The 22818-nt window shown below is 43.1% G+C and carries 18 protein-coding genes and 1 rRNA gene; 8 read left to right on the top strand and 11 right to left on the bottom strand.

From position 1 onward, the window contains the following. Nucleotides 1-106: ribosomal RNA gene (locus ACINWC323_RS0118600) — 16S ribosomal RNA — on the bottom strand; the annotation flags it as partial. A 496-nt stretch (nt 107-602) separates the two neighbouring features. Continuing rightward, nucleotides 603-1835 (bottom strand): tyrosine--tRNA ligase, encoded by a 1233-nt coding sequence (gene tyrS / locus ACINWC323_RS18105; protein WP_009506246.1) that lies wholly within the window; start codon nt 1833-1835, stop codon nt 603-605. Between the two features lie 61 nt (nt 1836-1896). Between tyrS and ACINWC323_RS18110 the strand changes: the two genes are divergently transcribed. Further along, nucleotides 1897-3030, top strand: coding sequence for an anhydro-N-acetylmuramic acid kinase (locus ACINWC323_RS18110; RefSeq protein WP_009506221.1), 1134 nt, complete (start codon nt 1897-1899; stop codon nt 3028-3030). A gap of 51 nt (nt 3031-3081) precedes the next feature. Here the strand turns inward: ACINWC323_RS18110 and erpA are convergent, their stop codons facing one another. From erpA to ACINWC323_RS18130, 5 genes are all read right to left on the bottom strand, one after another. Next, complete coding sequence (erpA, locus tag ACINWC323_RS0118595; RefSeq protein WP_005281616.1) at nt 3082-3417, bottom strand: iron-sulfur cluster insertion protein ErpA; 336 nt, start codon at nt 3415-3417, stop codon at nt 3082-3084. Nucleotides 3418-3540: 123 nt separating this feature from the next. Then, on the bottom strand, nt 3541-4545 hold the full coding sequence (locus ACINWC323_RS18115) for a putative solute-binding protein (protein WP_005281613.1): 1005 nt from the start codon (nt 4543-4545) through the stop codon (nt 3541-3543). 282 nt (nt 4546-4827) lie between these two features. Next, nucleotides 4828-5835, bottom strand: a complete 1008-nt coding sequence (locus ACINWC323_RS18120) for a putative solute-binding protein (protein WP_009506251.1) — start codon at nt 5833-5835, stop codon at nt 4828-4830. A gap of 216 nt (nt 5836-6051) precedes the next feature. Then, entirely contained in the window at nt 6052-7053 is a 1002-nt protein-coding gene (locus tag ACINWC323_RS18125; RefSeq protein WP_009506228.1) for a putative solute-binding protein, read from the bottom strand. Nucleotides 7054-7266: 213 nt separating this feature from the next. Then, nucleotides 7267-8274: a putative solute-binding protein gene (locus ACINWC323_RS18130; protein WP_009506269.1), complete on the bottom strand. Its 1008-nt coding sequence runs from the start codon at nt 8272-8274 to the stop codon at nt 7267-7269. Between the two features lie 211 nt (nt 8275-8485). Here ACINWC323_RS18130 and ACINWC323_RS18135 point away from each other — a divergent pair, with 211 nt between their 5' ends. Both ACINWC323_RS18135 and ACINWC323_RS18140 read left to right on the top strand, forming a co-directional pair. Continuing rightward, entirely contained in the window at nt 8486-10414 is a 1929-nt protein-coding gene (locus ACINWC323_RS18135) for an ATP-binding cassette domain-containing protein (protein ID WP_009506242.1), read from the top strand. A gap of 337 nt (nt 10415-10751) precedes the next feature. Next, nucleotides 10752-11309, top strand: a complete 558-nt coding sequence (locus tag ACINWC323_RS18140; RefSeq protein ID WP_005281596.1) for a VTT domain-containing protein — start codon at nt 10752-10754, stop codon at nt 11307-11309. A gap of 380 nt (nt 11310-11689) precedes the next feature. Here ACINWC323_RS18140 and gyrB read toward each other — a convergent pair whose 3' ends face one another. From gyrB to dnaA, 4 genes are all read right to left on the bottom strand, one after another. Continuing rightward, on the bottom strand, nt 11690-14158 hold the full coding sequence (gene gyrB, locus ACINWC323_RS18145) for a DNA topoisomerase (ATP-hydrolyzing) subunit B (protein WP_009506206.1): 2469 nt from the start codon (nt 14156-14158) through the stop codon (nt 11690-11692). Between the two features lie 49 nt (nt 14159-14207). Then, a complete protein-coding gene (gene recF, locus ACINWC323_RS18150; RefSeq protein WP_005260342.1) occupies nt 14208-15290 on the bottom strand; it encodes a DNA replication/repair protein RecF in 1083 nt (360 codons plus the stop codon). 28 nt (nt 15291-15318) lie between these two features. Further along, nucleotides 15319-16467: a DNA polymerase III subunit beta gene (gene dnaN, locus ACINWC323_RS18155; RefSeq protein WP_009506224.1), complete on the bottom strand. Its 1149-nt coding sequence runs from the start codon at nt 16465-16467 to the stop codon at nt 15319-15321. Nucleotides 16468-16579: 112 nt separating this feature from the next. Beyond that, nucleotides 16580-17983 carry a chromosomal replication initiator protein DnaA gene (gene dnaA / locus ACINWC323_RS18160; protein WP_005281583.1) on the bottom strand — a complete coding sequence of 468 codons (1404 nt, stop codon included), beginning with the start codon at nt 17981-17983 and terminating at the stop codon, nt 16580-16582. A gap of 668 nt (nt 17984-18651) precedes the next feature. Between dnaA and rpmH the strand changes: the two genes are divergently transcribed. From rpmH to mnmE, 5 genes are all read left to right on the top strand, one after another. After that, nucleotides 18652-18786, top strand: a complete 135-nt coding sequence (rpmH, locus tag ACINWC323_RS18165) for a 50S ribosomal protein L34 (RefSeq protein WP_000831329.1) — start codon at nt 18652-18654, stop codon at nt 18784-18786. Nucleotides 18787-18813: 27 nt separating this feature from the next. Beyond that, a complete protein-coding gene (gene rnpA, locus ACINWC323_RS18170; RefSeq protein ID WP_005228170.1) occupies nt 18814-19209 on the top strand; it encodes a ribonuclease P protein component in 396 nt (131 codons plus the stop codon). A gap of 9 nt (nt 19210-19218) precedes the next feature. After that, nucleotides 19219-19539, top strand: coding sequence for a membrane protein insertion efficiency factor YidD (yidD, locus tag ACINWC323_RS19530; RefSeq protein WP_005228171.1), 321 nt, complete (start codon nt 19219-19221; stop codon nt 19537-19539). Nucleotides 19540-19544: 5 nt separating this feature from the next. After that, complete coding sequence (yidC, locus tag ACINWC323_RS18175; RefSeq protein ID WP_005228173.1) at nt 19545-21302, top strand: membrane protein insertase YidC; 1758 nt, start codon at nt 19545-19547, stop codon at nt 21300-21302. 114 nt (nt 21303-21416) lie between these two features. Next, nucleotides 21417-22772, top strand: coding sequence for a tRNA uridine-5-carboxymethylaminomethyl(34) synthesis GTPase MnmE (gene mnmE, locus ACINWC323_RS18180; protein ID WP_009506234.1), 1356 nt, complete (start codon nt 21417-21419; stop codon nt 22770-22772). Nucleotides 22773-22818 lie beyond the last annotated feature (46 nt).

The following is a 22818-nucleotide window of genomic DNA, read 5'->3' as shown; positions in this document are numbered from 1 at the left end:
CCGTCCGCCGCTAGGTCAGTTACCGAAGCAACCTCCCCCGCTCGACTTGCATGTGTTAAGCCTGCCGCCAGCGTTCAATCTGAGCCATGATCAAACTCTTCAGTTTAAAATCATTAGTAGCTTATGGCTACAAATCTTGGCTCATCAATTACTGACTTAATATTTGCTCAAATAAACTTCGAGAAATTTAAACCAATTAATCAATGAAATATTTTCGATCGATCAACCAGTAAAAATCCACACAAGTTGTTCTTCTATTCTCTTAATGATCTTCTCGATGATTCGTCACCATCAAGCTAGGTCGACTATATTACTCTCAATTTCTTAAAAGTCAACAGGTAATTTAGATATTTAGCAAACTTATCAACCAACTCAAGAATCTAACCATTTTAGCCAAACCCTTGTTTCTCAACAAGTTTTATCTGCATCACCGCCGATGGATGTGCATTCTACAGTATTTCAGACCGGATGCAACCCTGTTTTTTATTATTTTCTTTTGCATGTTTCTTTTTTCAACAAAACTGATGTTTTCGTTGTTTTTATCATCTATTTACGTATAAAAAGCAGGCTCTGGGCCTGCTTTTTATGATTTTTATTTCGATTTAGTCGGTGAAAGTCACACGTGCAATCGCTTTTTTACCTGACTGAATGATTAAAGTGACATTTTCTTTGACAGAGTAGCTCATATCCACCACATTCCAGTCGACTTTGACCGCACCGCGACCCACTGCATCTTTTGCAGCAGCTGCATTCGGGTTTAAACCTGCAACGCGCAGAATAGTTGCAATAAACAACTCGCCACCAAACTCGCCACGAGAAATCGTTACTTCAGGGGTATCTTCTGGCACTTCACCTTCAGTTACACGGTTACCTGCACTTTTATGAGCATTTTCTGCCGCTTCTGCATCATGAAAACGTTCCACCAGCTCAAGTGCCAAAATACGTTTGATCTCTTGTGGGTTACGACCCGCAGCCATCTCATCAAGCAAGACTTTGATTTCATCCAGTGATTTAAAGCTGAGTAAATCAAAGTAGCGCTCAATCAGGCTATCTGGCATCGACAGGATTTTTTGGTACATCGCGCCTGGCGTGTCGAACACACCAATATAGTTGCCTAAAGATTTAGACATCTTATTAACGCCATCTAAACCTTCAAGAATAGGTACGGTGATACACACTTGTGATTCTTGACCATAGCGACCTTGTAAGGTACGGCCCATCAACAAGTTAAAGGTCTGATCTGTTCCGCCTAATTCGACGTCTGCTTCAAGCGCAATCGAGTCATAGCCTTGTACCAATGGGTAGAGGAACTCATGAATCGCAATCGGCTGATGGTTGTTATAACGCTTGGTGAAATCATCACGTTCTAACATACGCGATACCGTTTGCTGGCTTGCCAACTGGATTAAATCAGCAGCGGTTTTTTGACTAAACCATTCTGAGTTAAAACGGACTTTGGTTTTATTTGGATCTAGGATTTTAAAAACTTGTTCTTGGTAGGTTTTTGCATTGGCAATCACCTGCTCTTGTGACAACGGCGGACGCGTCGCACTCTTACCCGTTGGGTCACCGATCATGGCCGTATAGTCACCAATCAGGAAAGTAACTTCATGACCTAAATCCTGAAAGGTTTTTAATTTATTGATCAGAACAGTATGTCCCAAGTGTAAATCAGGAGCCGTAGGGTCAAAGCCTGCTTTTACACGGAGAGGACGATTCTCTTTCAGTTTTTTCAGTAAATCTTCTTCAGAGATAATCTCGTGCGTGCCTCGTTGAATGAGAGCAAGCTGTTCTTCGGCTGGCAAGAAATTTGACATCACAAAACCTAAACACATCAGTTATTCAATTTGTGCGATATACTAACATTTTTTCAGCATCTTGCAGGATAAGTTGTATATGAGCGCGATCTATATTGGTGTAATGACAGGCACGAGCATGGATGGTGTTGATATTGTTGTAACTTCATTCGATCCTTTAACGCTGCATGCCACACTTACCGTGCCTTTTGAGCCTGAATTGCGTGATGAATTGATGGCTTTGACGCTGCCTGACGACAATGAAATTGACCGTATGGGTAAAGCTGATGTCGCTTTGGCACAAATGATCGGGCACGGCATCAATCAACTGATTGAGAAAAATAATTTAGACCGCACGCAAATTAAAGCCATCGGCTCACATGGGCAAACGATTCGTCATCGTCCTGAGCATGGCTTTACCTTGCAAATTGGTGATCCGAATATCATCACTGAAATCACGCAACTGCCTGTGGTTTCAGATTTCCGCCGACGCGATATGGCTGCTGGCGGGCAAGGTGCACCTTTAGTTCCGGCGTTCCATCAGGCGTTGTTTCAGCATGACAGTATTCATCGTGTGATTCTAAACTTAGGCGGGATTGCCAATATCAGTATGTTGCCTGCCAACAATGCAGACGGCGTTTATGGCTTTGATACAGGCCCGGCCAATATCTTGATGGATGGCTGGTGCCATCGTCATACCGGTCATCCTTATGATGAAAATGGCGACTGGGCGGCCTATGGTAATCCGATTCGCTCGCTGTTAGACCGTTTGCAAAGCCATGAGTTTTTTGCCAAAGAACCGCCAAAAAGTACGGGTCGTGAAGACTTTAATCTGGAATGGCTAGATGAACAGCTCAGTGACTGGCGCAATGACCTGGGCTATGACGAACTGGAAGATACGCCAGAAAATGTTCAGGCTACCTTGATGAAACTGACCACACGTGCCATTAAGAAAGCCATTTATCGCAGTAAAGAGGCGATGCCGACAGGCGAAATCTACGTATGTGGTGGTGGAGCGTATAACTCGCATTTACTTGAACAGTTGCGCTGGCGCTTGCGTAAACATAACTGGTCGGTACAAACCACAGATGCGCTGGGTTTAGCGCCAACATGGGTAGAAGCAACAGCGTTTGCATGGCTCGCGATGCGTTTCGTAGAACAGTTAAGTGGCAACCTGCCTGCGGTCACAGGTGCATCAGGTGATCGTATTTTAGGGACCATCACCGTGGTATAAGAATAAAAAAAGCTTCTCAACTGGAGAAGCTTTTTTTATCACAAGAATCTATTAAATCGAGAAAGATGAACCACAGCCACAGGTCGTGGTCGCATTCGGGTTTTGCACCACAAAACGTGAACCTTCCAGTCCTTCCAGATAATCAACCACTGAACCGACCAGATATTGATAGCTGAGTGAATCGACCAGCATTTTCACATCGCCATTCACAAATTCAGCATCATCTTCATTGACACTTTCAGCAAAGTTAAAGCCATAAGAGAAACCTGAACATCCGCCACCCGTTACATATACGCGTAACATAAGGTCGTTATTCCCTTCACTTTCGCGTAGTTGGCGAACTTTGTTGGCAGCATTATCTGACAATTCTAGAGCTTGGGCGTTCATGATGGATATTCCTCAGACTTCAATACGTCTTTCATAAATAAAAGACCCGATATGTAGTATAGCATACTCAATATCGGGTCTGTATTTGAAGTTTTAAAGTGCGCTTAATGACTTTTTACAAGTTTACTTGTAGTTTTCGTCTTGTAAGCCACATTCAAAATTCTTGGCATCTTCACGGCAACGGAATTGCCATAATAATTTCATCATCCGCTTGTCATAAATCCCTTTAGCGGTCAGATTGATACGCGCTTCACGCATCAGTTTTTGATAGCCAGGCTTGTCTGCGGCAGGCACTTCCATCCAGTATTTTTGAGGAATGTCTGCTTTCATTTTGCCCAGAATACCAAACGCGCGTGGTAATTGTGCTTTCACCCACTCACGAGATTTTTGGCCAAAGCCTGTTGGAAATTTATCAGGATGAATAATCAGGTTGCCCGTCACCTGCAAGATTGGATAATTCACAATTGCACCTTTGCTGCCTAAACCCTTATAGAGTTCCAACGGTTTAAATGCAGCGGCTGGTGCACCAATGATATCGACCTGTCCGTTATTAAATTTAGCGCCAAAGTTAGTAATATCGGAGCTAACTGCTTGTGCACCGACCTGTGAAGCCATGATTTTTTGTGCTTCATCATAGTCCAGTACGGCGATTTTCTTACCCGCAGCTTTAGCAACGGTATTAATATTACGGTCATTTACCAATAAGTAGGCATCACCGACAGGAATCACCCCCACTACTTCATATTTGCCATTGACCATGGCTTTGGCAAAGGTTGGACTCGCAAGGCCCTGCATGACTTTCACGGCGAGTTTAAGATCAGTAATCGCTCCAATCGCATCCAGTGACCCTGTAAACGGGTTAAACTGACGACCACGCATCCCTGTGATACTGACCCCATCACATTTACCTGCTTTGAAATCTTCAGCAATAACCGCTTCATTGGTGCCCACTTTAAGCTCAATATCTGCGCCCCAGTTTTTTGCAGCCAGTTGATAATCTTTCATCAAGGCATACACATCACCGCTTTTGCCGACGATATCGAATACACAAATTGTTTGTTTGGCCTGAGCACCCGCAGATGCCGCCGCGATCCCTGTTGCAAGTAATAAGGTTTTAAACCATTGCATTTTATTGTTCCTTTGCATCTATGCTAATTGTTGTTGCACCACACCCAAATTTAAAATCCTGGTCCATCCTATTCAGATTTCAAATAAATCTATGTTGTTATGCAGTCATGTTTCATCGTCCAGACCAAATCTGCTTTCGATCTTTCAAGATTCCATCTGGTTTTTATATATTTCTATCATTACGATCTTTTAATCTAAACACAATGACTCAAATGACAGTGGTAAAAAAACAAAAAGCCTAGATGAATCTAGGCTTTAAGTACACTTTATGGCAATTAGGGATTATTCACCCGGTAATGCACATTCAAAGTTTGCTTTGTCTACCGAACAACGTGCTTTCTTCAATACAGACATCATGCCAGCATCGTAAATACCACGTTTAGTAAGATCCATACGACCGTCACGTAACAGTTTTTGGTATTTCAGATTGTCTTCAGCACTTAAGTTCATTTTGTATTTTGCTGGAATTTCAGACTCGTAACGCTTGATCATGGCAAAAGCTTTTGGCAATTGTTTCACAAAGTAGTCACGAGATTTTTGACCAAAACCAGCAGGGAATTTTTCTGGACGAATCACAAGATCCGCAGTCACTTGTAATACTGGGAAGTTAAACATTGCACCATTCGTACCCAAACCTTTGCTTAACTCTAATGGTTTGTAGGCATAAGCAGGTGCACCCACCATATCAACCTGACCATTGTTGAATTTCGCAGCGAAGTTTGAGATGTCAGAAAGAACCGCTTGCGCGCCTACGCGTTGTACCATGATTTTTTGTGCATCGTCATAGCCCAATACCGCGAATTTTTTACCCGCTGCTTTTTCAATTGAGTTAATGCTCTTGTCACGTACGAAAATGTAAGCAGCACCTAGCGGAGAGATACCCGCAACTTCGTATTTGTTACCACCTAAATTGGTGGTCATTTTTGCAGCATTACGCGCATCAAGAACATAGGTAATTGCACGTTGTGCTACCGCATTACTTGGCGCACCACCAAGCGAGTCAACAGAACCCGCAAATTTGTTATATGGACGAGCACGCATTGCTGTCATTGCTACAGCAGCACATTTACCCGCTTTAAAGTTATTGTCCGCAACCTGTTCATCCGTGATTGCAAGCAGGTTGACATCAGCGCCCCAGCCTTTCGCTGCGAGTGCCCAGTCCTGCATCATTTTGTATGATTCACCTGACTTTCCTAATAAGTCGAATACACACACGTCAATTGCTGCTTGAGTAGAAGCAGATACACCAAAGATCGAAGTTGCTGCAAGAGCAAGTGCCATTTTTTTCATATTTTTCATCCTTTCACAAACTTTATGTTTGTCTCCTTGTTCGAAGCAAATATTAATCATGTTTTTTGAAAAAAAATAGAGCTTCTACTCTATTTTTATGACTGGATTGTTTATTTTTTACCCTCTTTTATCTCTTTCTATTATTTTAATAGGCATTTTTGTTATATATGCCCAAGTTTGTGTATCAATTTATCTATTGCTTGTTGTTCTCCTGTTTTATTCGCCACTCAGGGTACACTCAAAATTGGTCCGTTCTACCGTACAACGGGCGCGTTTAAGTACATTCATCATACTCGCATCATACACGCCTTGCTTGGTTAAATTCATGCGCCCATCACGCAACATTTTTTGATAACGGGTTTTATCTTCATTGGTCAAGGTAATCTTTTTGGCATTCATGCCTGCCTCTAAACGTTGCACCATGGCAAAGTTACTCGGCAATTTATTGACAAACCATTTACGGGATTGCGGACCAAAACCAGCAGGAAATTTTTCCGGGCGAATAATCAGGTCACCGGTAATATTGACCACAGGGAAATTAAACAGCGCACCATTGGCCAGACCCTTACTGATTTCTAGAGGTTTATAGGCATAGGCAGGTGCAGCAATCACATCGACCTGCCCGCTATTGAATTTTTTTACAAAATCAGAGATATCCGAGGGCACTGCCACCAGATCAATACTTTCAACAATCGCTTTTTGTGCCTGATCATAATGTAAATACGCAAATTTCTTGCCTTTGGCCTTTTCTATGGTGTCGATCTTTTTATCACGAACAAAAATGTAGGCCAGCCCGACCTGAATAATGCCGACAACTTCGAATTTTTCACCATTCATTGTTGCAGTTAAACGATGCTGATTGCGTTTATCCAGCACATAGCTAATCGCCTTTTGTGCAATGGCATTACTGGTGACTGCCCCGACAGCATCGACAGAACCTGCAAATTTATTGTATTTACGCGCCCGCATCGAGGTCATATATACCCCATCGCACTTGCCGGCATCAAAATCTTTTTCTGCCTTCTCCTCATCCTGATAAGGAATTAATTCAACGTCCCCTTGCCAGGTCTTGGCAGCAAGCTTCCATTCTTCGACCAGCTTATAAGACTCCCCAGCCTTACCCAATAAATCAAATACGCAAATGTCCTGTTTTGCCTGTGCAGGAGTCGCTGTGACCAAGAGCGCCGTAGCACTCAATGCCCAAAGTCCTTTTTTCATCTTGTTTTCCCTTTCTACCCTATATTGCACAATTTTCCATCAGTGCCAGATCAATATAGTCAGCTTTTGTTTAAAAGCATAGTGCTTTTATATACATACGTCGGGTTTTCCTGACTTTTAACACTATTGATCACAGTTTGACAATTTAAGCCAACTCCTTTTTGAGAAGGGCTGTTAGCCCCCGATTACGCATCACTAGAGGGTGGATACTATTTATTCTCCACCTAAGGTACATTCAAAATTAGTCCGGTCGACGGTACAACGTGCCCGTTTCAATACGTTCATCATGCTGGCATCGTAAATTCCACGTTTGGTCAGATCAATCCGTGCTTCACGCAAGATGCGTTGATAACGGGTTTTATCTTCCTGATCCAGACTGATTTTATATTTGGCGGGTAATTCCGCTTCGATTCGCTGGATTAAAGCAAAATTGCGATTAAGCCGACTGAGAAACCACTGTCGTGAGTTTTGCCCAAAGTTGGTCGTGAATTTTTCAGGTCGAATAATCAGATCCATGGTCATGTTGACTGCAGGAAAAGTAATGATGGCACCGTCATTGCCCAAACCTTTATAAATTTCCAAGGGTTTATAGGCATAGGCTGGCGCTGCCATAATATCGGCCTGCCCTTGATTAAATTTCTTGGCAATATCCGAGATATCCGAAAGTACAGCTTGCCCGCCAAGACTCCTGACTACAATTTTTTGCGCTTCGTCATAGCCCAGGACTGCAAACTTCTTGCCCCTAATTTGTTCAATGCTGTTCATTCTTTTGTCTTTGACAAAGATATAGGCCAGACCAATTTGTGAGATCCCTGCCACTTCATAGCTTTGATTCGCGACCTGACTGATTAAACGGCGCTGGTTACGCTTGTCCAAAGCAAAATTAATCGCTTTCTGTGCAATGGCATAGCTGGGTACCGCGCCAATCGCATCGACCGAGCCTGCAAATTTGTTATAGGCACGTGCACGCATGGAAGTCATATACACGCCCTCGCAACGACCTTGTTCAAAATCATGTTCAGCCATCGCCTCATTCTGATAGCTGACCAGATTGATTTCACCCTGCCATGTGCTTGCGGCTAAGGCCCATTCTTGCATGGCCTTGTAGGCTTCGCCTGATTTCCCCATAAGATCAAAAACACAAATCTTAGTTGCAGCACTGGCCTGTGTATTGATAGCCAGCATCAGCATGGCTCCCAAAGCCAGAATTTCCTTCTTCATTGCCCCGTCCTAGTTGACTCTTTTTGATGTGATGTGTTGTTTTTCCTAGATTTTAAATCATAATCTGATTTTCACCACAAAAATAGAGTATTTACTCTATTTTATGATGAGCGGGTGAAATGATGATGTCTGCCTTAATCTGCAATATAAAATTTGCATTCATGGGTGATCACCTTAAAATGCAGCTATCTATTCGCTATTTTGCATGCTCATGATCCAATTTGACCAAGTTTCATTACGCCGTGGTGGGCGCGTCCTGTTCCAAAAAGCCTCAATGCAGCTTCATCCTGGCTGGAAAATTGGTCTGACTGGTGTCAATGGCGCAGGTAAATCAACTTTATTTGCAGCATTTTTAGGTGAATTGGGTGCAGATGAAGGTAATTTAAGCCGTCCGGCAGTGTGGACCGTGGCGCATATGGCGCAAGAAATTAAAGCGCTGGAAATGCCTGCAATTGATTTTGTCCTTTCTGGCGATGAGGAATATTGGGAGATTCAAGAAAAATTAGCCCATCCTGATCAGCTCAGTAATGATGAGCTTGCCCGTCTGCATGGCCGTTTTGATGAAATCCACGGCTATGCCGCCCCCGCTAAAGCAGCACAATTGATGGCTGGCTTAGGCTTTCTGGATCATCAAATCCGTTTAAATGTCGCCAGTTTCTCTGGGGGTTGGCGCATGCGTTTAAATCTGGCCCGCACCTTGATGAGTCGTTCAGACCTGTTATTACTGGACGAACCGACCAACCACTTGGATTTAGATGCAATCCTGTGGTTAGAAGACTGGCTAAAAGCCTATGGAGGAACACTGGTTCTGATTTCGCATGACCGTGACTTCTTGGATGCAATTACTGATCATATTCTGCATATCGAAAATCAGGAACTGACGCTGTATACCGGCAATTACTCAACCTTTGAAACCACCCGCAGCGAACGTTTGGCACAACAACAACAAGCCTTTGAGAAGCAGCAAGAAACCCGTGCCCACTTACAAAAGTTTATTGATCGCTTTAAGGCCAAAGCCACCAAAGCCCGTCAGGCACAAAGCCGCATTAAACAGCTAGAGCGCATGCAACAGCTCGCCCCTGCGCATGTCGATACACCATTTACCTTTAGTTTCCGTGAACCCACCAAAATGAGTTCACCATTGCTCAGTTTAGATGCAGCAAGCATTGGTTACGGCGATAAAATCATTGCCGAAAAGATTCGCCTGCAAATCACCCCAAGCTCACGGATCGGTTTACTGGGGATGAACGGCGCAGGTAAATCAACACTGATCAAAACTTTGGTCGGGGATTTACCGTTACTTGCTGGTGAACGTAAAGCTTCTGAATTATTAAATATCGGATATTTTGCCCAGCACCAGATGGACGCACTAGATGCCAATGCCAGCCCAATGCTGCAACTGGCCCGTATTGCGGACAAAAAAATCAGTGAAGCTGCGTTACGCGCCTTTCTGGGTGGATTTGGCTTTAGCGGTGAACGTATGGACACCCCGTGTGAAAGCTTCTCTGGTGGTGAACGCGCCCGTCTGGCACTGGCCTTAATCGTATGGCAGCGTCCGAACGTACTGATTCTGGATGAACCGACTAACCATTTAGATCTGGATATGCGCCATGCATTGACTATGGCGCTGCAGGATTTTGAAGGCGCTGTGGTGCTGGTGTCGCATGAACGTCAGTTGATCGCCAGCGTCTGTGATGATCTATTGCTGGTGCATGCAGGCAAATGCACCGAATTTGAAGGTGATTTGCAAGACTATGCCAAATGGTTACGTGAAGCACGCCAACAACAGATCAATGCACAAAGTGCCGGGCAGCAACAAAGCGTGGCCACTCAAGCTCCAGCCGTGAAGATTGATAAGGAAGCGCAACGTAAAGAAGCGGCACGCCGCCGTGAAATGACGCGGCCAATTCGTAAAAATATTGAAAAAGTCGAAGCTCAGATCGAAAAGGTACAGCCCCGCTTGACAGACATCGAACAGGCGCTGGCAGACAGTGCTTTATACGAAGCAAGTCGCAAAGAAGACTTGATGAAACTCATGAATGAACAAAATGAGCTAAAAGCCAAACTGGAACAATTTGAGGAACAGCTTTTAGAATTGATGATGGAGCTGGAAGAACTGGAAAGCTCATTTGCTGAATAACAAGAATGATCCATATCTGTAACTGAAACAGGTGTGGATCTCATCTTTTCAGGCCTCGACGCTGAATAAAAATGATTTTGATAAAACCTAACCATAGTGAGCAGATACTTAAAAACACTATGAATATCATCAAAAATGTCATGATTCTGTCGATAATTTAAGATAAGGTAAAACTGGAATTTTCGTAGAAAATTGAGCTTTGGGTTCAGGCTCGATATACTCAGCTCCCATTGTTGTAATGTTATAACTGACGAATGAATCCTGAGGGTTAAATTCATTTCACATTTTTTTTGTACTTTAATTTGGTGAGTACTCTATTTTGGATCATACAAACTGAATGAATTCTTTAGATTTTATTTTTAATTTTGAGCATATTCTGCCCGTTTTGGTGCAAGAATATGGTTTATGGATCTATTTTATCCTCTTCTTAATTATTTTTTCAGAAACAGCCTTTGTTTTTATGTTCTTCTTACCCGGTGATAGTTTATTGCTGACGGTCGGTGCATTGTGTTCAGTGGTTGAAATAATGCATTTGGGTTATATGATCAGCCTGCTGTTCTTTGCCGCAGCATTGGGTTATATGGTGAATTACCATATCGGACGTCATTTTGGTGACCGTATTTTCAATATGAAATCACGCTTTATCAAGCAGGAATATCTACAAAAAACCAATGTGTTTTTCCTGAAACATGGCGGAAAAACCATTCTATTGGCTCGTTTTATTCCTTTTGCACGTTCTTTCGCACCTTTGGCAGCAGGTTCGAGCAATATGAATTATACCCATTTTGTGATGTATAACATTCTGGGGGCTTTACTCTGGATCAGCGTACTGGTGACAGCAGGTTACCTGTTTGGTCATGCCTTAATTCAGGTCAGTGATTTTGTAGAAAGTTAATCCCCTTTTAATACCGTATTGTATGATTTAGCAGGAAAGTTTGTCTTTCCTGCTTTTTTTTTAATCCATTTATTTTATGTCAGGTTTCACGTGGAACCTAGAAAAAAACGTAAAAGACAGGCTAAATATTTATGCCAAGAAAAATAAAAAAAGGGAGAATCACTGTAAAAAACAATAGTGCATCAATAAAATAAAATAAATATATCAAATAGTTATACAGTTTATGAAGAATAATAGACATACTGGTGAGGGATGCTACCGCAATTATTATTATTTTAATCATTACCCCGCTTCCAGTTTTGGTTACAGGGTGAAGCGCTTATCTTTTACAGCAACGCAAAAGATAAGCGCTTTTTACATATTATTGATGCCTAAACTGATTAAGCATCAATATCTGCATTTAATGCATTTTCTTCAATGAAGGCACGACGTGGTTCTACATCATCGCCCATTAAGCATGAGAACATACGATCTGCTTCGATCGCATCATCAATGGTCACCTGTAACATATTACGGTTTTCAGGGTCCATGGTCGTTTCCCAAAGCTGCTCAGCGTTCATCTCACCCAAACCTTTATAGCGCTGGATCATCATACCGCGGCGCGAGTCTTGTAAAATATGCTGCCACACCTGGTGGAAATTGCTGACCTGAATACGACGCTCACCTTTTTGCAGATAAGCCCCCTCTTCAAGCAATTTAAACCAGCTCTTCGAGTTCTTCAGCAAACGTGCATACTCGGCAGAATTGAGCAAACCGGCATCAAGTAAATAAGAATGCGGTAAGTTATGCACATAGACCGTCACACGTGGCCAATAATGCGCTGATTTCTCACCTTGTGCATTTTCACGTTCAAATGCTTCCAAGCTAATTTCAGGACGCAGGCTTGGTTGCAACTTTTCAATCGCTACACGTAATTGCTCAGCCCATGCTTCAACATAGTCACGTTCATGATTATGATCGCCTTTAAAAGCATCCAGCTCAAGTAAGCCATCCAGTAAACTTGCTGGATAACGTTGCGTTAAGCGCTGTAAACTCTTTTGCGATACCTGATAATCGGCAATCACACTGGCCAATGCTGAACCATTAATCGCAGGCGCTTCAGGGCTCACATGTAATGCAAGTTCATCAATCGCATTGGAGATCAGGAAGGTTTCAAGCGCATCATTATCTTTGATGTACTGCTCTTGCTTGCCTTTCTTCAATTTGTACAGTGGCGGCTGGGCAATATAGATATAGCCACGCTCAACCAGTTCCGGCATTTGACGGAAGAAGAAGGTCAATAACAAGGTACGAATATGTGAACCATCCACGTCCGCATCGGTCATGATGATGATTTTGTGATAACGTAATTTGTCCGGATTGTATTCTTCACGTCCGATACCACAGCCCAAAGCGGTAATTAAAGTTCCCACTTCCTGACTGGAAATCATCTTGTCAAAACGCGCACGTTCAACGTTCAGGATCTTACCTTTCAACGGTAAAATCGCCTGCATTTTACGGTTACGACCTTGTTTGGCACTACCGCCCGCAGAGTCACCCTCGACCAGATACAGTTCCGACAATGCTGGATCTTTTTCCTGACAGTCTGCCAGTTTACCTGGTAAACCAGCGATGTCTAATGCGCTCTTACGGCGTGTCATTTCACGCGCTTTACGAGCGGCATCACGCGCACGTGCTGCATCAATAATCTTGCCAGCAATCGATTTCGCTGCTTGCGGATTTTCCAGCAGATAAGCCGAGAACTCTTTGTTCATGGCCTGCTCGACCGCAGGTTTCACTTCACTCGACACCAGTTTTTCTTTGGTTTGTGAAGAGAATTTTGGATCAGGCACTTTCACTGAAATGATGGCAGTTAAGCCTTCACGTGCATCGTCACCAGTCACGGCCACTTTTTCTTTTTTCAGTAAGCTTTCATTTTCCATGTAGCTGTTTAAGCCACGGGTCAATGCCGCACGGAAACCTGCAAGGTGGGTACCGCCATCTTTTTGCGGAATATTGTTGGTAAAGCAACGCACATTCTCTTGATAGCTATCATTCCACTGCAATGCCACTTCAACGCCAATGCCGTTATCTGCATCTGTGGTGAAATGGAAGATATCATTCAGATGGGTTTTACCTTCGTTAATATATTTAACAAACTCGGATAAACCGCCTTCATAATCGTAAACGTGCTCAAGATTCACGCGCTCGTCACGCAATACGATACGAACACCCGCATTCAGGAATGAAAGTTCTCTTAAACGGCGTGCCAGAATATCCACACTGAAAATGGTTTGGCTAAAGGTCAATTCACTTGGCCAGAAACGCACGGTGGTACCGGACTGGTCAGTTTCACCGACAACTTTCAACGGATATTGCGGATCACCATGTGCATATTCCTGCTCATGGATTTTACCTGCGCGTTGAATGGTCAAATGCAATTTCTTAGAGAGCGCATTTACTACCGAAACACCAACGCCGTGTAAACCGCCTGACACTTTATAGCTGTTGTCATCGAACTTACCACCCGCATGCAGAATGGTCAGAATAACTTCTGCGGCAGACACCCCTTCTTCAGGGTGAATATCGGTTGGAATACCACGACCATTATCCGAGACACTGACTGATTCATCTTCATGAATGGTCACTAGGATCTCGTCACAATGACCTGCCAAAGCTTCATCGATGGCATTATCCACCACCTCAAACACCATATGGTGCAAACCGGTACCGTCATCGGTGTCACCGATATACATGCCCGGACGTTTACGAACCGCGTCTAATCCACGTAATACTTTAATACTAGAGGAATCATAAGCCTTTTCATTTGTTTGTTCTGTTTGAGAGACTGATTGAGACTCTGAACTCATGGTTACTCCCTAGTAAATATCTAATCTATCCAAAGATGAGGAAATAAAATTATGGCGCAGCAAGACTGACTTGGCCTTGGACAACGTGAAACAATTGAAAGGAAATCGACAAATCATGTAAGTGTTTTAATACCGACGTATGGTCTAAGGTCGTCATAAAAACCTGACTTCCTAACTGACTCAATCGCTCAATTAAACGTTGTTGTGCAGCTAAATCTAACTCTGCTGTCAGATCATCTAATAATACCACAGTTTCCTTGTTACTCGCATGCAGCATTGCAATTTGTGACAGTTTTAATGCCATGATTAACAACTTTTTTTGCCCACGTGATAACACGTCATCGGCATTGCCATACGGGGTTTTCAGACGCAAATCTGCACGATGAGGACCATACTCGGTATAACGCCGTTCCTGGTCCCTTTGGTGCTGTTGAATCAGGTCCTGCAACAGCCCCTGTTCCGTATGAAAACCGGCATGATATTCCAGCTCAATTTCAAGATTTGGCAATAGTTGCTGCAAATCTTCCTGAAAGAACTGGTTCCATTGCTCTACGATACCGACCCGTTGCGAGTGCAAAATTTCGCCATAATCACTCAGCATTTTGTTCCACGGCTCTAAATCGGCCAGACTGAGATTGCGCCGTGTCTTTAACAAGCTATTACGCTGTTTTAAGGCACGAGAATAGTACTGCCAGGCAAAATAGAACTCAGGTTCCACGTGGAACATCAACCAGTCCAGCAATTGCCGTCTGGGTTTGGCGCCATGATCAATAATATCGGTACTTTGCGGATCAATATGTTGTAAGGGCAAAAGTTTTGCCAGTTGCCCTTGAGTGGCAATGGTATCGCCATTGACCTTGATCAGTTGCTCACCCGAAGCCAGTTTTTGCATTCCAATCCGTTCACTGGCCGACTGTGCGAAGACAATCGCATCATCAGCCTCGTACTGGATGTAGTGCTTGGGAATATGGGTGCGAAATGAGCGACCTGTGGCCAATAAATGAATGGATTCCAGAATTGAGGTCTTTCCAGAACCATTCGACCCGTAAAAAATATTAAACGGTTGCAACTCATTGAGTGCAACCGCCTTTAAATTACGTACACGTTCGATATTTAAACGCGTGATTTGCATGCTTAAAAACTCAAATCATCAATGCCAATTACACACGCATCGGCATAACAACATAAGTCTGGTCTGGATGCGCTGGATCTTGAACAAGTACCGACTGGTTTGCTTCAGTCATGCTCATTCTCACATCATCACCATCCAGCACACTCAATACATCCAGGATATATTGCGCATTGAATGACATTTCCAGTGGTGCATCCTGATATTGAATTGCAATATCTTCAACCGCTTCATCTTGCTCTGGGTTATTAGCACGGAGTTGCAACGAATCCTGATTAAAATTCAGAAACACGCCACGTAATTTTTCATTACTTAAAATCGCGACACGTTGTAAAGACTGTTTAAATACATCATGCGCAATAAACACATGCTTATCACCACCTTTCGGAATAACACGGCGATAATCAGGGAATTTACCATCAATCAATTTGGTGGTGAAACGAACGGTAATATCCCCCTGCTCTTTATCACGGCTTGGCGTATTAATCGTAACATTCAACAATTCACGACCAATGAGCAAGGTAAGTTTCTCATCTTCAATACTCAACAAACGCTGCAATTCACCCACGGCTTTACGCGGTACAATGGCCTGAATCGGTGCAGCAGCAGTTGAGGATGCCAATACTTCGCACAATGCCAAACGGTGACCGTCTGTGGTTACGGTCCGTAATTGATTTTGATCAATTTCCAGCAAAGTACCAGTCAGATAGAAACGTACATCCTGTACCGCCATTGCAAAGGCAGTTTTTTCAAATAAACGTTTTAATTCACGCTGAGTCACCTGAACTTGTGTGCCCTGGCTATTTTCAGTGGTGAGTAAAGGATAATCATCCGCTGGAAGTGTACCCAACACAAAGCGGCTGTTACCCGATTTTAAAATACAACGCTGATCTTCTGTAATTTGTAAGTCAATCAAGGCTGCTGTCGGAAGAGATTTACAAATTTCGACCAGTTTACGTGCAGGAACGGTGGTCTCCCCTGCTTCCAGACAAGCACCTTCAGCTAACGTTGTGCTTGCCACCAGTTCAACTTCTAAATCAGAACCGGTAATGGTTAAGGCCTGTTGCGTGGTTTGAATTTTGACATTTGAAAGAATATTCAAGGTATGACGACGCTCTACAGCCCCGACCACATGGGATAACACATTGAGTAAACTTTCTTTAGCGATTTTCAAACGCACGATTTTATTCCTCTTACAACAGAAGCCGATATGAATGTTAGCAGTGTACTATGCTGCACTTAAAAGCAGTTTGCAACCATGAAAATTGAGTCAGCCGAGATTATGCTCAGGCCTAACTTTGTAATAAACGAAGTAAGTTTTTATAATCTTCATTAAAAATTGGATCTTCTTCACGCAAGCTGACCACTTTTTCGCAGGCGTGCATCACGGTACTGTGATCTCGCCCACCGAAGGCCATACCGATTTCCGGAAAACTGTCTCCGGTTAATTCACGCGCCAATCCCATCGCCAATTGACGAGGTCGGGCATAAATACGGGTACGTTTTGGCCCAATCAGTTCTTTTAGCGGAATGCGGAAGTATTCACTGACCACACGCTGGATGTTTTCTACACTAATGGTCCGGGCACGGATTGCCAGCACGTCTTTTAAGGATTCTCTCACCACATCCAGATCGATGGCGGTCCCTTTAAATCGTGAAATTGCCACAACTTTGTTCAATGCACCTTCAAGTTCACGCACGTTTGCGACCACTTGTTGCGCAATAAACAAAGCACAGTTGCGCGGTAAATCGACGCCACTATTTTCAGCTTTTTTCAGCAAGATTTCGATACGGGTTTCAATATCCGGTGGTTCTACCCCCACCGACAATCCCCAAGAGAATCGAGAAACCAGACGTGGATCTAGTTCGGTAAGTTCTTTTGGATAACGGTCTGAAGTGAGAATAATTTGCTTGGATTCATCCAGTAAAGCATTGAATGTATAAAAGAATTCAACGAGGCTGGCTTCTTTACCGGCAAGCAAATGAATATCATCGACCAAGAGTAAATCTAAGGAACGACAATTTTTCTTAAATTCTTCAACCTTGCCTTTCTGTAATGAACTGACAAAGTCTTGTACAAAACTTTCTGAAGTCATGTACATCACCCGTGCATTGGGTTTGGCTTGTAACAGCGCATTACCGACCGCTTGCATCAAGTGGGTTTTACCCAAACCTGTTGGGCCATACAAAAATAAAGGATTGTGCTGAGATGCACCTAATTGGGTTAATACCTTACGGCAAGTCTCAGCAGCCATCTGGTTAGAACGGCCTTCAACAAATAAAGAAAATGTAAATAACGGATTAAGTTGTCTTTTCTTCGGTATTTTCGTGACATTTTGGCCGGGTTGGATCAGATCAGATTCTTTTTTGGCTTTAACTGGTACGGCAGTGGCGGTTGGCGCACTACTTAAAGCAGCAGTGGTCGTGGCTGGTTGTTCATTCGAAGACAAAATTGTCCCTGGGCGAGAGTCGACCAAAATCTCAACCTGACGTACGCGACCTTCAGACAGTTGTTCAGCAAGAATTGAAATCAATTCTAAATGGTTATCTTGAATATAACGGGTCCAATAAGGGTTCGGTGCGTATAAACGCATCACACCATCAACCTCTTCGGCAACTAAAGGACGAATCCACATCGCAAAGACGTTATCAGAGAGCTCTTGTCGCAAGCGAGTTAAGCAGTCTGTCCAGAGCATGTGCATCCCCTATATATCCATTTTTAAATTCAAAAAATAAAAATCACCAACCCCATCTTTCGAAGGGGTCGCCATTCTAACCAAGTTATCCACATCTGTCAGGCCAATTTATGGGACTTTTGCTGAAAAAGAAAGCAGTCGTTTATAAATTTAAATTCAAAACCACTTGTGTATAACTTTTTGCACAAGCTGTGGATAATTTTAACCCTCAAGTTATCCACAATCTATAAAATTAATAAAAACATGGTTATCCACAAAGTAACTATTTGTTTATTTATATAAAAACGTCACTTTCCACAGAAAAAATCCACCCTAATAAGAATAAATTTAAATTTTAAAATTTGAATTTACTTATAGGGGTTTAACCGAATTGTGGATAACCGAGCATATCGAAATTTAAATTCAAAATCCAAGAATTAAATTTAAATCAGAAATTGAATTGTTGATAACTGTGCTATTAAGCTGTGAATATAGCTGAATGTTGATATAATATAAAGAGATAGCTTGTGTATATTTTTTGTTTTCAATAAAAGCACTTCTTTACGCGTAGCGCTTTTGCTTCAAAACAGAACAAAGAAAATGTAAAGTTTTTGATTTTTCATTGACAGCGTAAACATTGCACAATAAAATCGCGGACCTTTATAGAAAGATCATTTTGGAGTTTCGAAATGAAACGTACTTTCCAACCATCTGAATTAAAGCGTAAACGCGTTCATGGTTTCCGCGCTCGTATGGCTACTAAAGCAGGTCGTCAAGTGTTAGCTCGTCGTCGTGCAAAAGGTCGTCATAGCTTAACTGTTTAATACTGTTAAGCTGACCAGACTTGGGTGATGACACTTTACAGTTTCAGTACTGAATCTCGTATTCGTTGTGCTGCTGATTATAAAAGTGTATTTGATGGTGCGCTTTTTAAAGTGCATCAGCCCCATTTCCTTTTTTTAGCAAAATTAACCGAACAGCCTAACAGCCGTTTGGGTATTGTCGTTGCTAAAAAAAAGGTACGTCGTGCTCATGAACGAAATCGAATAAAACGTCTTGCTCGGGAGAGCTTTCGTATCCATCAAGCACAATTTAATGCTGATATCGATATTGTGGTGATGCCTAAAGTAGGTATAGAAGCAATTTCAAATGAAGAATTACATCAACAATTAGATTTTGCTTGGCAAAAATTACAACGCTTAGCAAAGAAGCATTCCAAAGTCGTTGTGACATCCCTCCAGAATTAGAGATCTCCAATGGTACGTTTACTTCATTGGTTGATAAGATGTTACCAGATTGCAATTAGTCCATTATTGGGTCCTCGTTGTCGCTATATTCCCACGTGCTCGCAATATGCAATTGAAGCTTTACAAACGCATGGTGCGCTCAAAGGTGTATGGCTATCGACTCAGCGAATTTGCCGTTGTCATCCTTGGGGTGGTTCAGGCTATGATCCGGTACCCCGCAAAGCACTTCGTTTTATTTCGTTTCATCAAATAGATTCTCAAATGCATCACGTTGCTGTACCCTTTCGTGATCGTTTATTCAAGCAAAATCTCTCTAATCATTTGGGATAATAGATATGCAACAATGGGCCAGATTTGCAATTCTTGGAGCCATGTTTGTTACCGCATATTTGCTTATTTTGGCTTGGCAAAAAGACTATGGTCATGCTGCACCAGCACCGCAACAACAAGCGGCGGCTGTCACTGCACATGATGTATCTGCAGATTTGCCAAATGCTCAAAATGCAACAGCGGCTTCAGACTTGCCACAAGCAAATGTGACTGCATCACAAACCACAGAAACACCATCTGTGAGTCAGCAACTGATTTCAGTACAAACGGATCTGTATCATCTTTGGATCAATCCTAAAGGTGGTGATATCGTTCGTATTGAATTGTTAAGCCATGATGAAAGCAAAGACAGCGATAAACCGTTTGTCATGCTGGAAAGTGATGCGAAACGTACTTACGTCGCTCAATCTGGTTTGATCGGTTTGAATGGACCAGATAGCAGCCGTGGCGGACGTCCAATGTATGATGTTGAAAAAACAGCATATACCTTGGCCGATGCGAAGAGCGTTGCCTCAAAAGATGGTAAGACACATCAAGTGTTGACTGTGCCATTGGTATTTAAAACACCTGAAGGTGTGGAAGTGATCAAGTCGTTCACCTTCACCCAAGGTGATTATCCAATTACAGTGAAACATCAGGTTGTTAACCGTAGTCAGCAAAACTGGCAAGGCCAGATGTTTGGTCAGCTAAAGCGTGACAATTCTGATGATCCGGGTAAATCTTCTCAAGGTATCTTTACCCTTGGAACTTATCTGGGTGGCGCATGGGGTACACCAGACGCGCATTATAACAAGTTAAAATTCAGCAATTTTAATGATGAAAAATTGAGTGTTGAAGCCAAGGGCGGCTGGGTTGCCATGGTTCAGCATTATTTCGTCAGTGCCTGGATTCCGGGTAATCTGAAACTGACCCAAGCGGATGGCCAGCCTTATGTGGCTAAGCTTGAATCGCGCCAGTCTGCTGATCACATGAATATCATGGGCTTCACTTCTCCAGTGATCAATGTACCGGCCGGTACCTCAATGGAAGTGGATGCGCAACTTTATTCTGGTCCAAAAATTCAGTCTGAACTCAAAGACTTAGCTGCTGGTTTAAACCAGACTGTAGATTACGGCTGGTTATGGCCGATTGCCAAACTCTTGTTCCTGGGCTTACAGTTTTTCCATAACATCATTGGTAACTGGGGTTGGTCAATTATCTTATTGACGATCTTGGTGAAATTGATTTTATGGCCACTTTCTTCAAAAAGTTATCGCTCAATGGCGAAAATGCGTGTGATTGCACCAGAAATGCAACGCATGAAAGAAGAATTTGGTGAAGACCGTATGCGTTTCTCTCAAGAAATGATGGCGTTATACAAGCGTGAACAAGTTAATCCATTGTCTGGTTGTTTGCCGTTATTGTTACAAATGCCGATTTTCTTGGCCTTGTACTGGGTATTGATGGAATCGGTTGAACTTCGTCATGCACCATGGTTAGGCTGGATTCAAGACTTATCAGCAATGGATCCATGGTTTATCTTGCCGTTGATCATGGGTGTGACCATGTTCGTACAGCAAATGTTGAATCCACAACCGACTGATCCTATGCAGGCAAAAGTGTTCCGTATCATGCCAATCATGTTTACGGTATTCATGTTGTTCTTCCCTGCCGGTTTGGTGCTTTACTGGATCGTCAACAACAGTATTACCATTTTGCAACAATGGTTTATTAACAAAGGTGTCGAAAAAGACCGTCTCAACAAGGTTGAATCGAGTTCTTAAGTTCGAACTTTTACTGAATAAATCCGCTTAAGATGGTAATCTTAAGCGGATTTTTCTTTGTCTGTATTTAGGGTTCCTGTTTCATAACCCTCGTGTTTTTTAGGTGAATTTAACATGCAACATCAAACCACAATTGCTGCGATTGCTACCCCATTAGGTCGTGGTGGTGTGGGCGTGATTCGACTCTCTGGCCCTAAAGCTTATGCCATTGCTGAACAGTTGACCCAGAAAACTCTTCCTGCTGCCCGCATGGCAGGCTTCCGTCAGTTCTGTGATGCGGATGGTTCAGTGATGGATGAAGGCATTGTACTGTGTTTTCCAAACCCGCATTCGTTTACCGGTGAGGATGTAGTGGAATTACAGGGACATGGGGGACCAGTTATTCAGAATGCATTATTAGCGCGTTTACTGGATCTGGGTGCGACGGCTGCCAAGGCGGGTGAGTTTTCCATGCGTGCCTTTGAAAATGGCAAGATGGATCTGGTGCAAGCCGAAGCGATCGCCGATTTGATTGATGCAACCTCACAGGCCGCGGCACGTTCAGCGGTTCGTTCCTTACAGGGCGCCTTTTCAACCAAAATTAATACCGTTTTAGAAAAGCTGATTCACTTGCGTTTGCATGTGGAAGCTGCCATTGATTTTCCAGAAGAAGAAATTGATTTCCTTGCCGATGGCAAGATTTTAGCTTTGCTGGATGAGGTACAGGATTCGGTCAAGGCCGTACAGCAATCTGCACGCCAAGGACAGCTGTTACGTGAAGGTTTGCAGGTGGTGATCGCCGGTAAGCCGAATGCGGGCAAATCCAGCCTGTTAAACGCGCTGGCGGGCCACGAACGGGCCATTGTGACCGATATTGCCGGAACCACCCGCGATGTATTGCATGAAAAGATCAGTCTGAACGGTTTGCCAATTACCTTAACCGATACTGCCGGTTTACGTGAAACAGGTGATATCGTCGAGCAGGAAGGGATTCGTCGTGCGATTAAAGAAATTGAACAGGCCGATTTATTACTGCTGGTCTACGATTTAAACCAAGGCGATGAACCGTTGCAGCTGGCGCGCGAATATTTTGCCGATCATCTTGAACCGAAACGTTTACTGTTGATCGGTAATAAATGTGATTTAACCGGTCAGGAGGCGACTTTAAGTGATTATCAAGGCTTCCGTCATATCAGTGTGTCTGCCAAACAGGATATGGGTGTTCAGGCGCTCATAGAAGCGATTACAGCGCATGCAGGCTTCCAGCCTGAGGAAGACACCTTTATTGCCCGAACACGTCATTTAGACGCAATGAAGCGCACTCAGCGCTATCTTGCCGAGGCACGTGAGCAACTTGTTGTGTTTAATGCAGGTGAACTGGTCGCTGAATCATTACGTCTGGCACAAAATGCATTGGGTGAAATCACTGGTGACTTTAGTGCCGATGATCTTCTAGGAAAGATTTTTGGTTCGTTTTGTATTGGTAAATAATCAATTAAATCAAAAAACTCATGGCTTGAATTGTGTTGCAATCCAA

The organism is Acinetobacter sp. WC-323, from assembly GCF_000314615.1.
Taxonomy (GTDB): domain Bacteria; phylum Pseudomonadota; class Gammaproteobacteria; order Pseudomonadales; family Moraxellaceae; genus Acinetobacter; species Acinetobacter courvalinii.
The sequence above is the reverse complement of the archived record's forward strand: the minus strand, read 5'-3'. Positions and strand labels throughout refer to the sequence as shown.

Coding starts and splice junctions, on each gene's coding strand:
- ACINWC323_RS18135 (WP_009506242.1), top strand. CDS start 8,486: ATGATCCAATTTGACCAAGTTTCATTACGCCGTGGTGGGCGCGTCCTG.
- yidD (WP_005228171.1), top strand. CDS start 19,219: ATGGTACGTTTACTTCATTGGTTGATAAGATGTTACCAGATTGCAATT.
- ACINWC323_RS18125 (WP_009506228.1), bottom strand. CDS start 7,053: ATGAAAAAAGGACTTTGGGCATTGAGTGCTACGGCGCTCTTGGTCACA.
- rpmH (WP_000831329.1), top strand. CDS start 18,652: ATGAAACGTACTTTCCAACCATCTGAATTAAAGCGTAAACGCGTTCAT.
- dnaA (WP_005281583.1), bottom strand. CDS start 17,983: ATGCTCTGGACAGACTGCTTAACTCGCTTGCGACAAGAGCTCTCTGAT.
- gyrB (WP_009506206.1), bottom strand. CDS start 14,158: ATGAGTTCAGAGTCTCAATCAGTCTCTCAAACAGAACAAACAAATGAA.
- ACINWC323_RS18140 (WP_005281596.1), top strand. CDS start 10,752: ATGAATTCTTTAGATTTTATTTTTAATTTTGAGCATATTCTGCCCGTT.
- yidC (WP_005228173.1), top strand. CDS start 19,545: ATGCAACAATGGGCCAGATTTGCAATTCTTGGAGCCATGTTTGTTACC.
- recF (WP_005260342.1), bottom strand. CDS start 15,290: ATGCAAATCACGCGTTTAAATATCGAACGTGTACGTAATTTAAAGGCG.
- ACINWC323_RS18115 (WP_005281613.1), bottom strand. CDS start 4,545: ATGCAATGGTTTAAAACCTTATTACTTGCAACAGGGATCGCGGCGGCA.
- erpA (WP_005281616.1), bottom strand. CDS start 3,417: ATGAACGCCCAAGCTCTAGAATTGTCAGATAATGCTGCCAACAAAGTT.
- mnmE (WP_009506234.1), top strand. CDS start 21,417: ATGCAACATCAAACCACAATTGCTGCGATTGCTACCCCATTAGGTCGT.
- tyrS (WP_009506246.1), bottom strand. CDS start 1,835: ATGTGTTTAGGTTTTGTGATGTCAAATTTCTTGCCAGCCGAAGAACAG.
- ACINWC323_RS18130 (WP_009506269.1), bottom strand. CDS start 8,274: ATGAAGAAGGAAATTCTGGCTTTGGGAGCCATGCTGATGCTGGCTATC.
- ACINWC323_RS18120 (WP_009506251.1), bottom strand. CDS start 5,835: ATGAAAAAAATGGCACTTGCTCTTGCAGCAACTTCGATCTTTGGTGTA.
- ACINWC323_RS18110 (WP_009506221.1), top strand. CDS start 1,897: ATGAGCGCGATCTATATTGGTGTAATGACAGGCACGAGCATGGATGGT.
- rnpA (WP_005228170.1), top strand. CDS start 18,814: ATGACACTTTACAGTTTCAGTACTGAATCTCGTATTCGTTGTGCTGCT.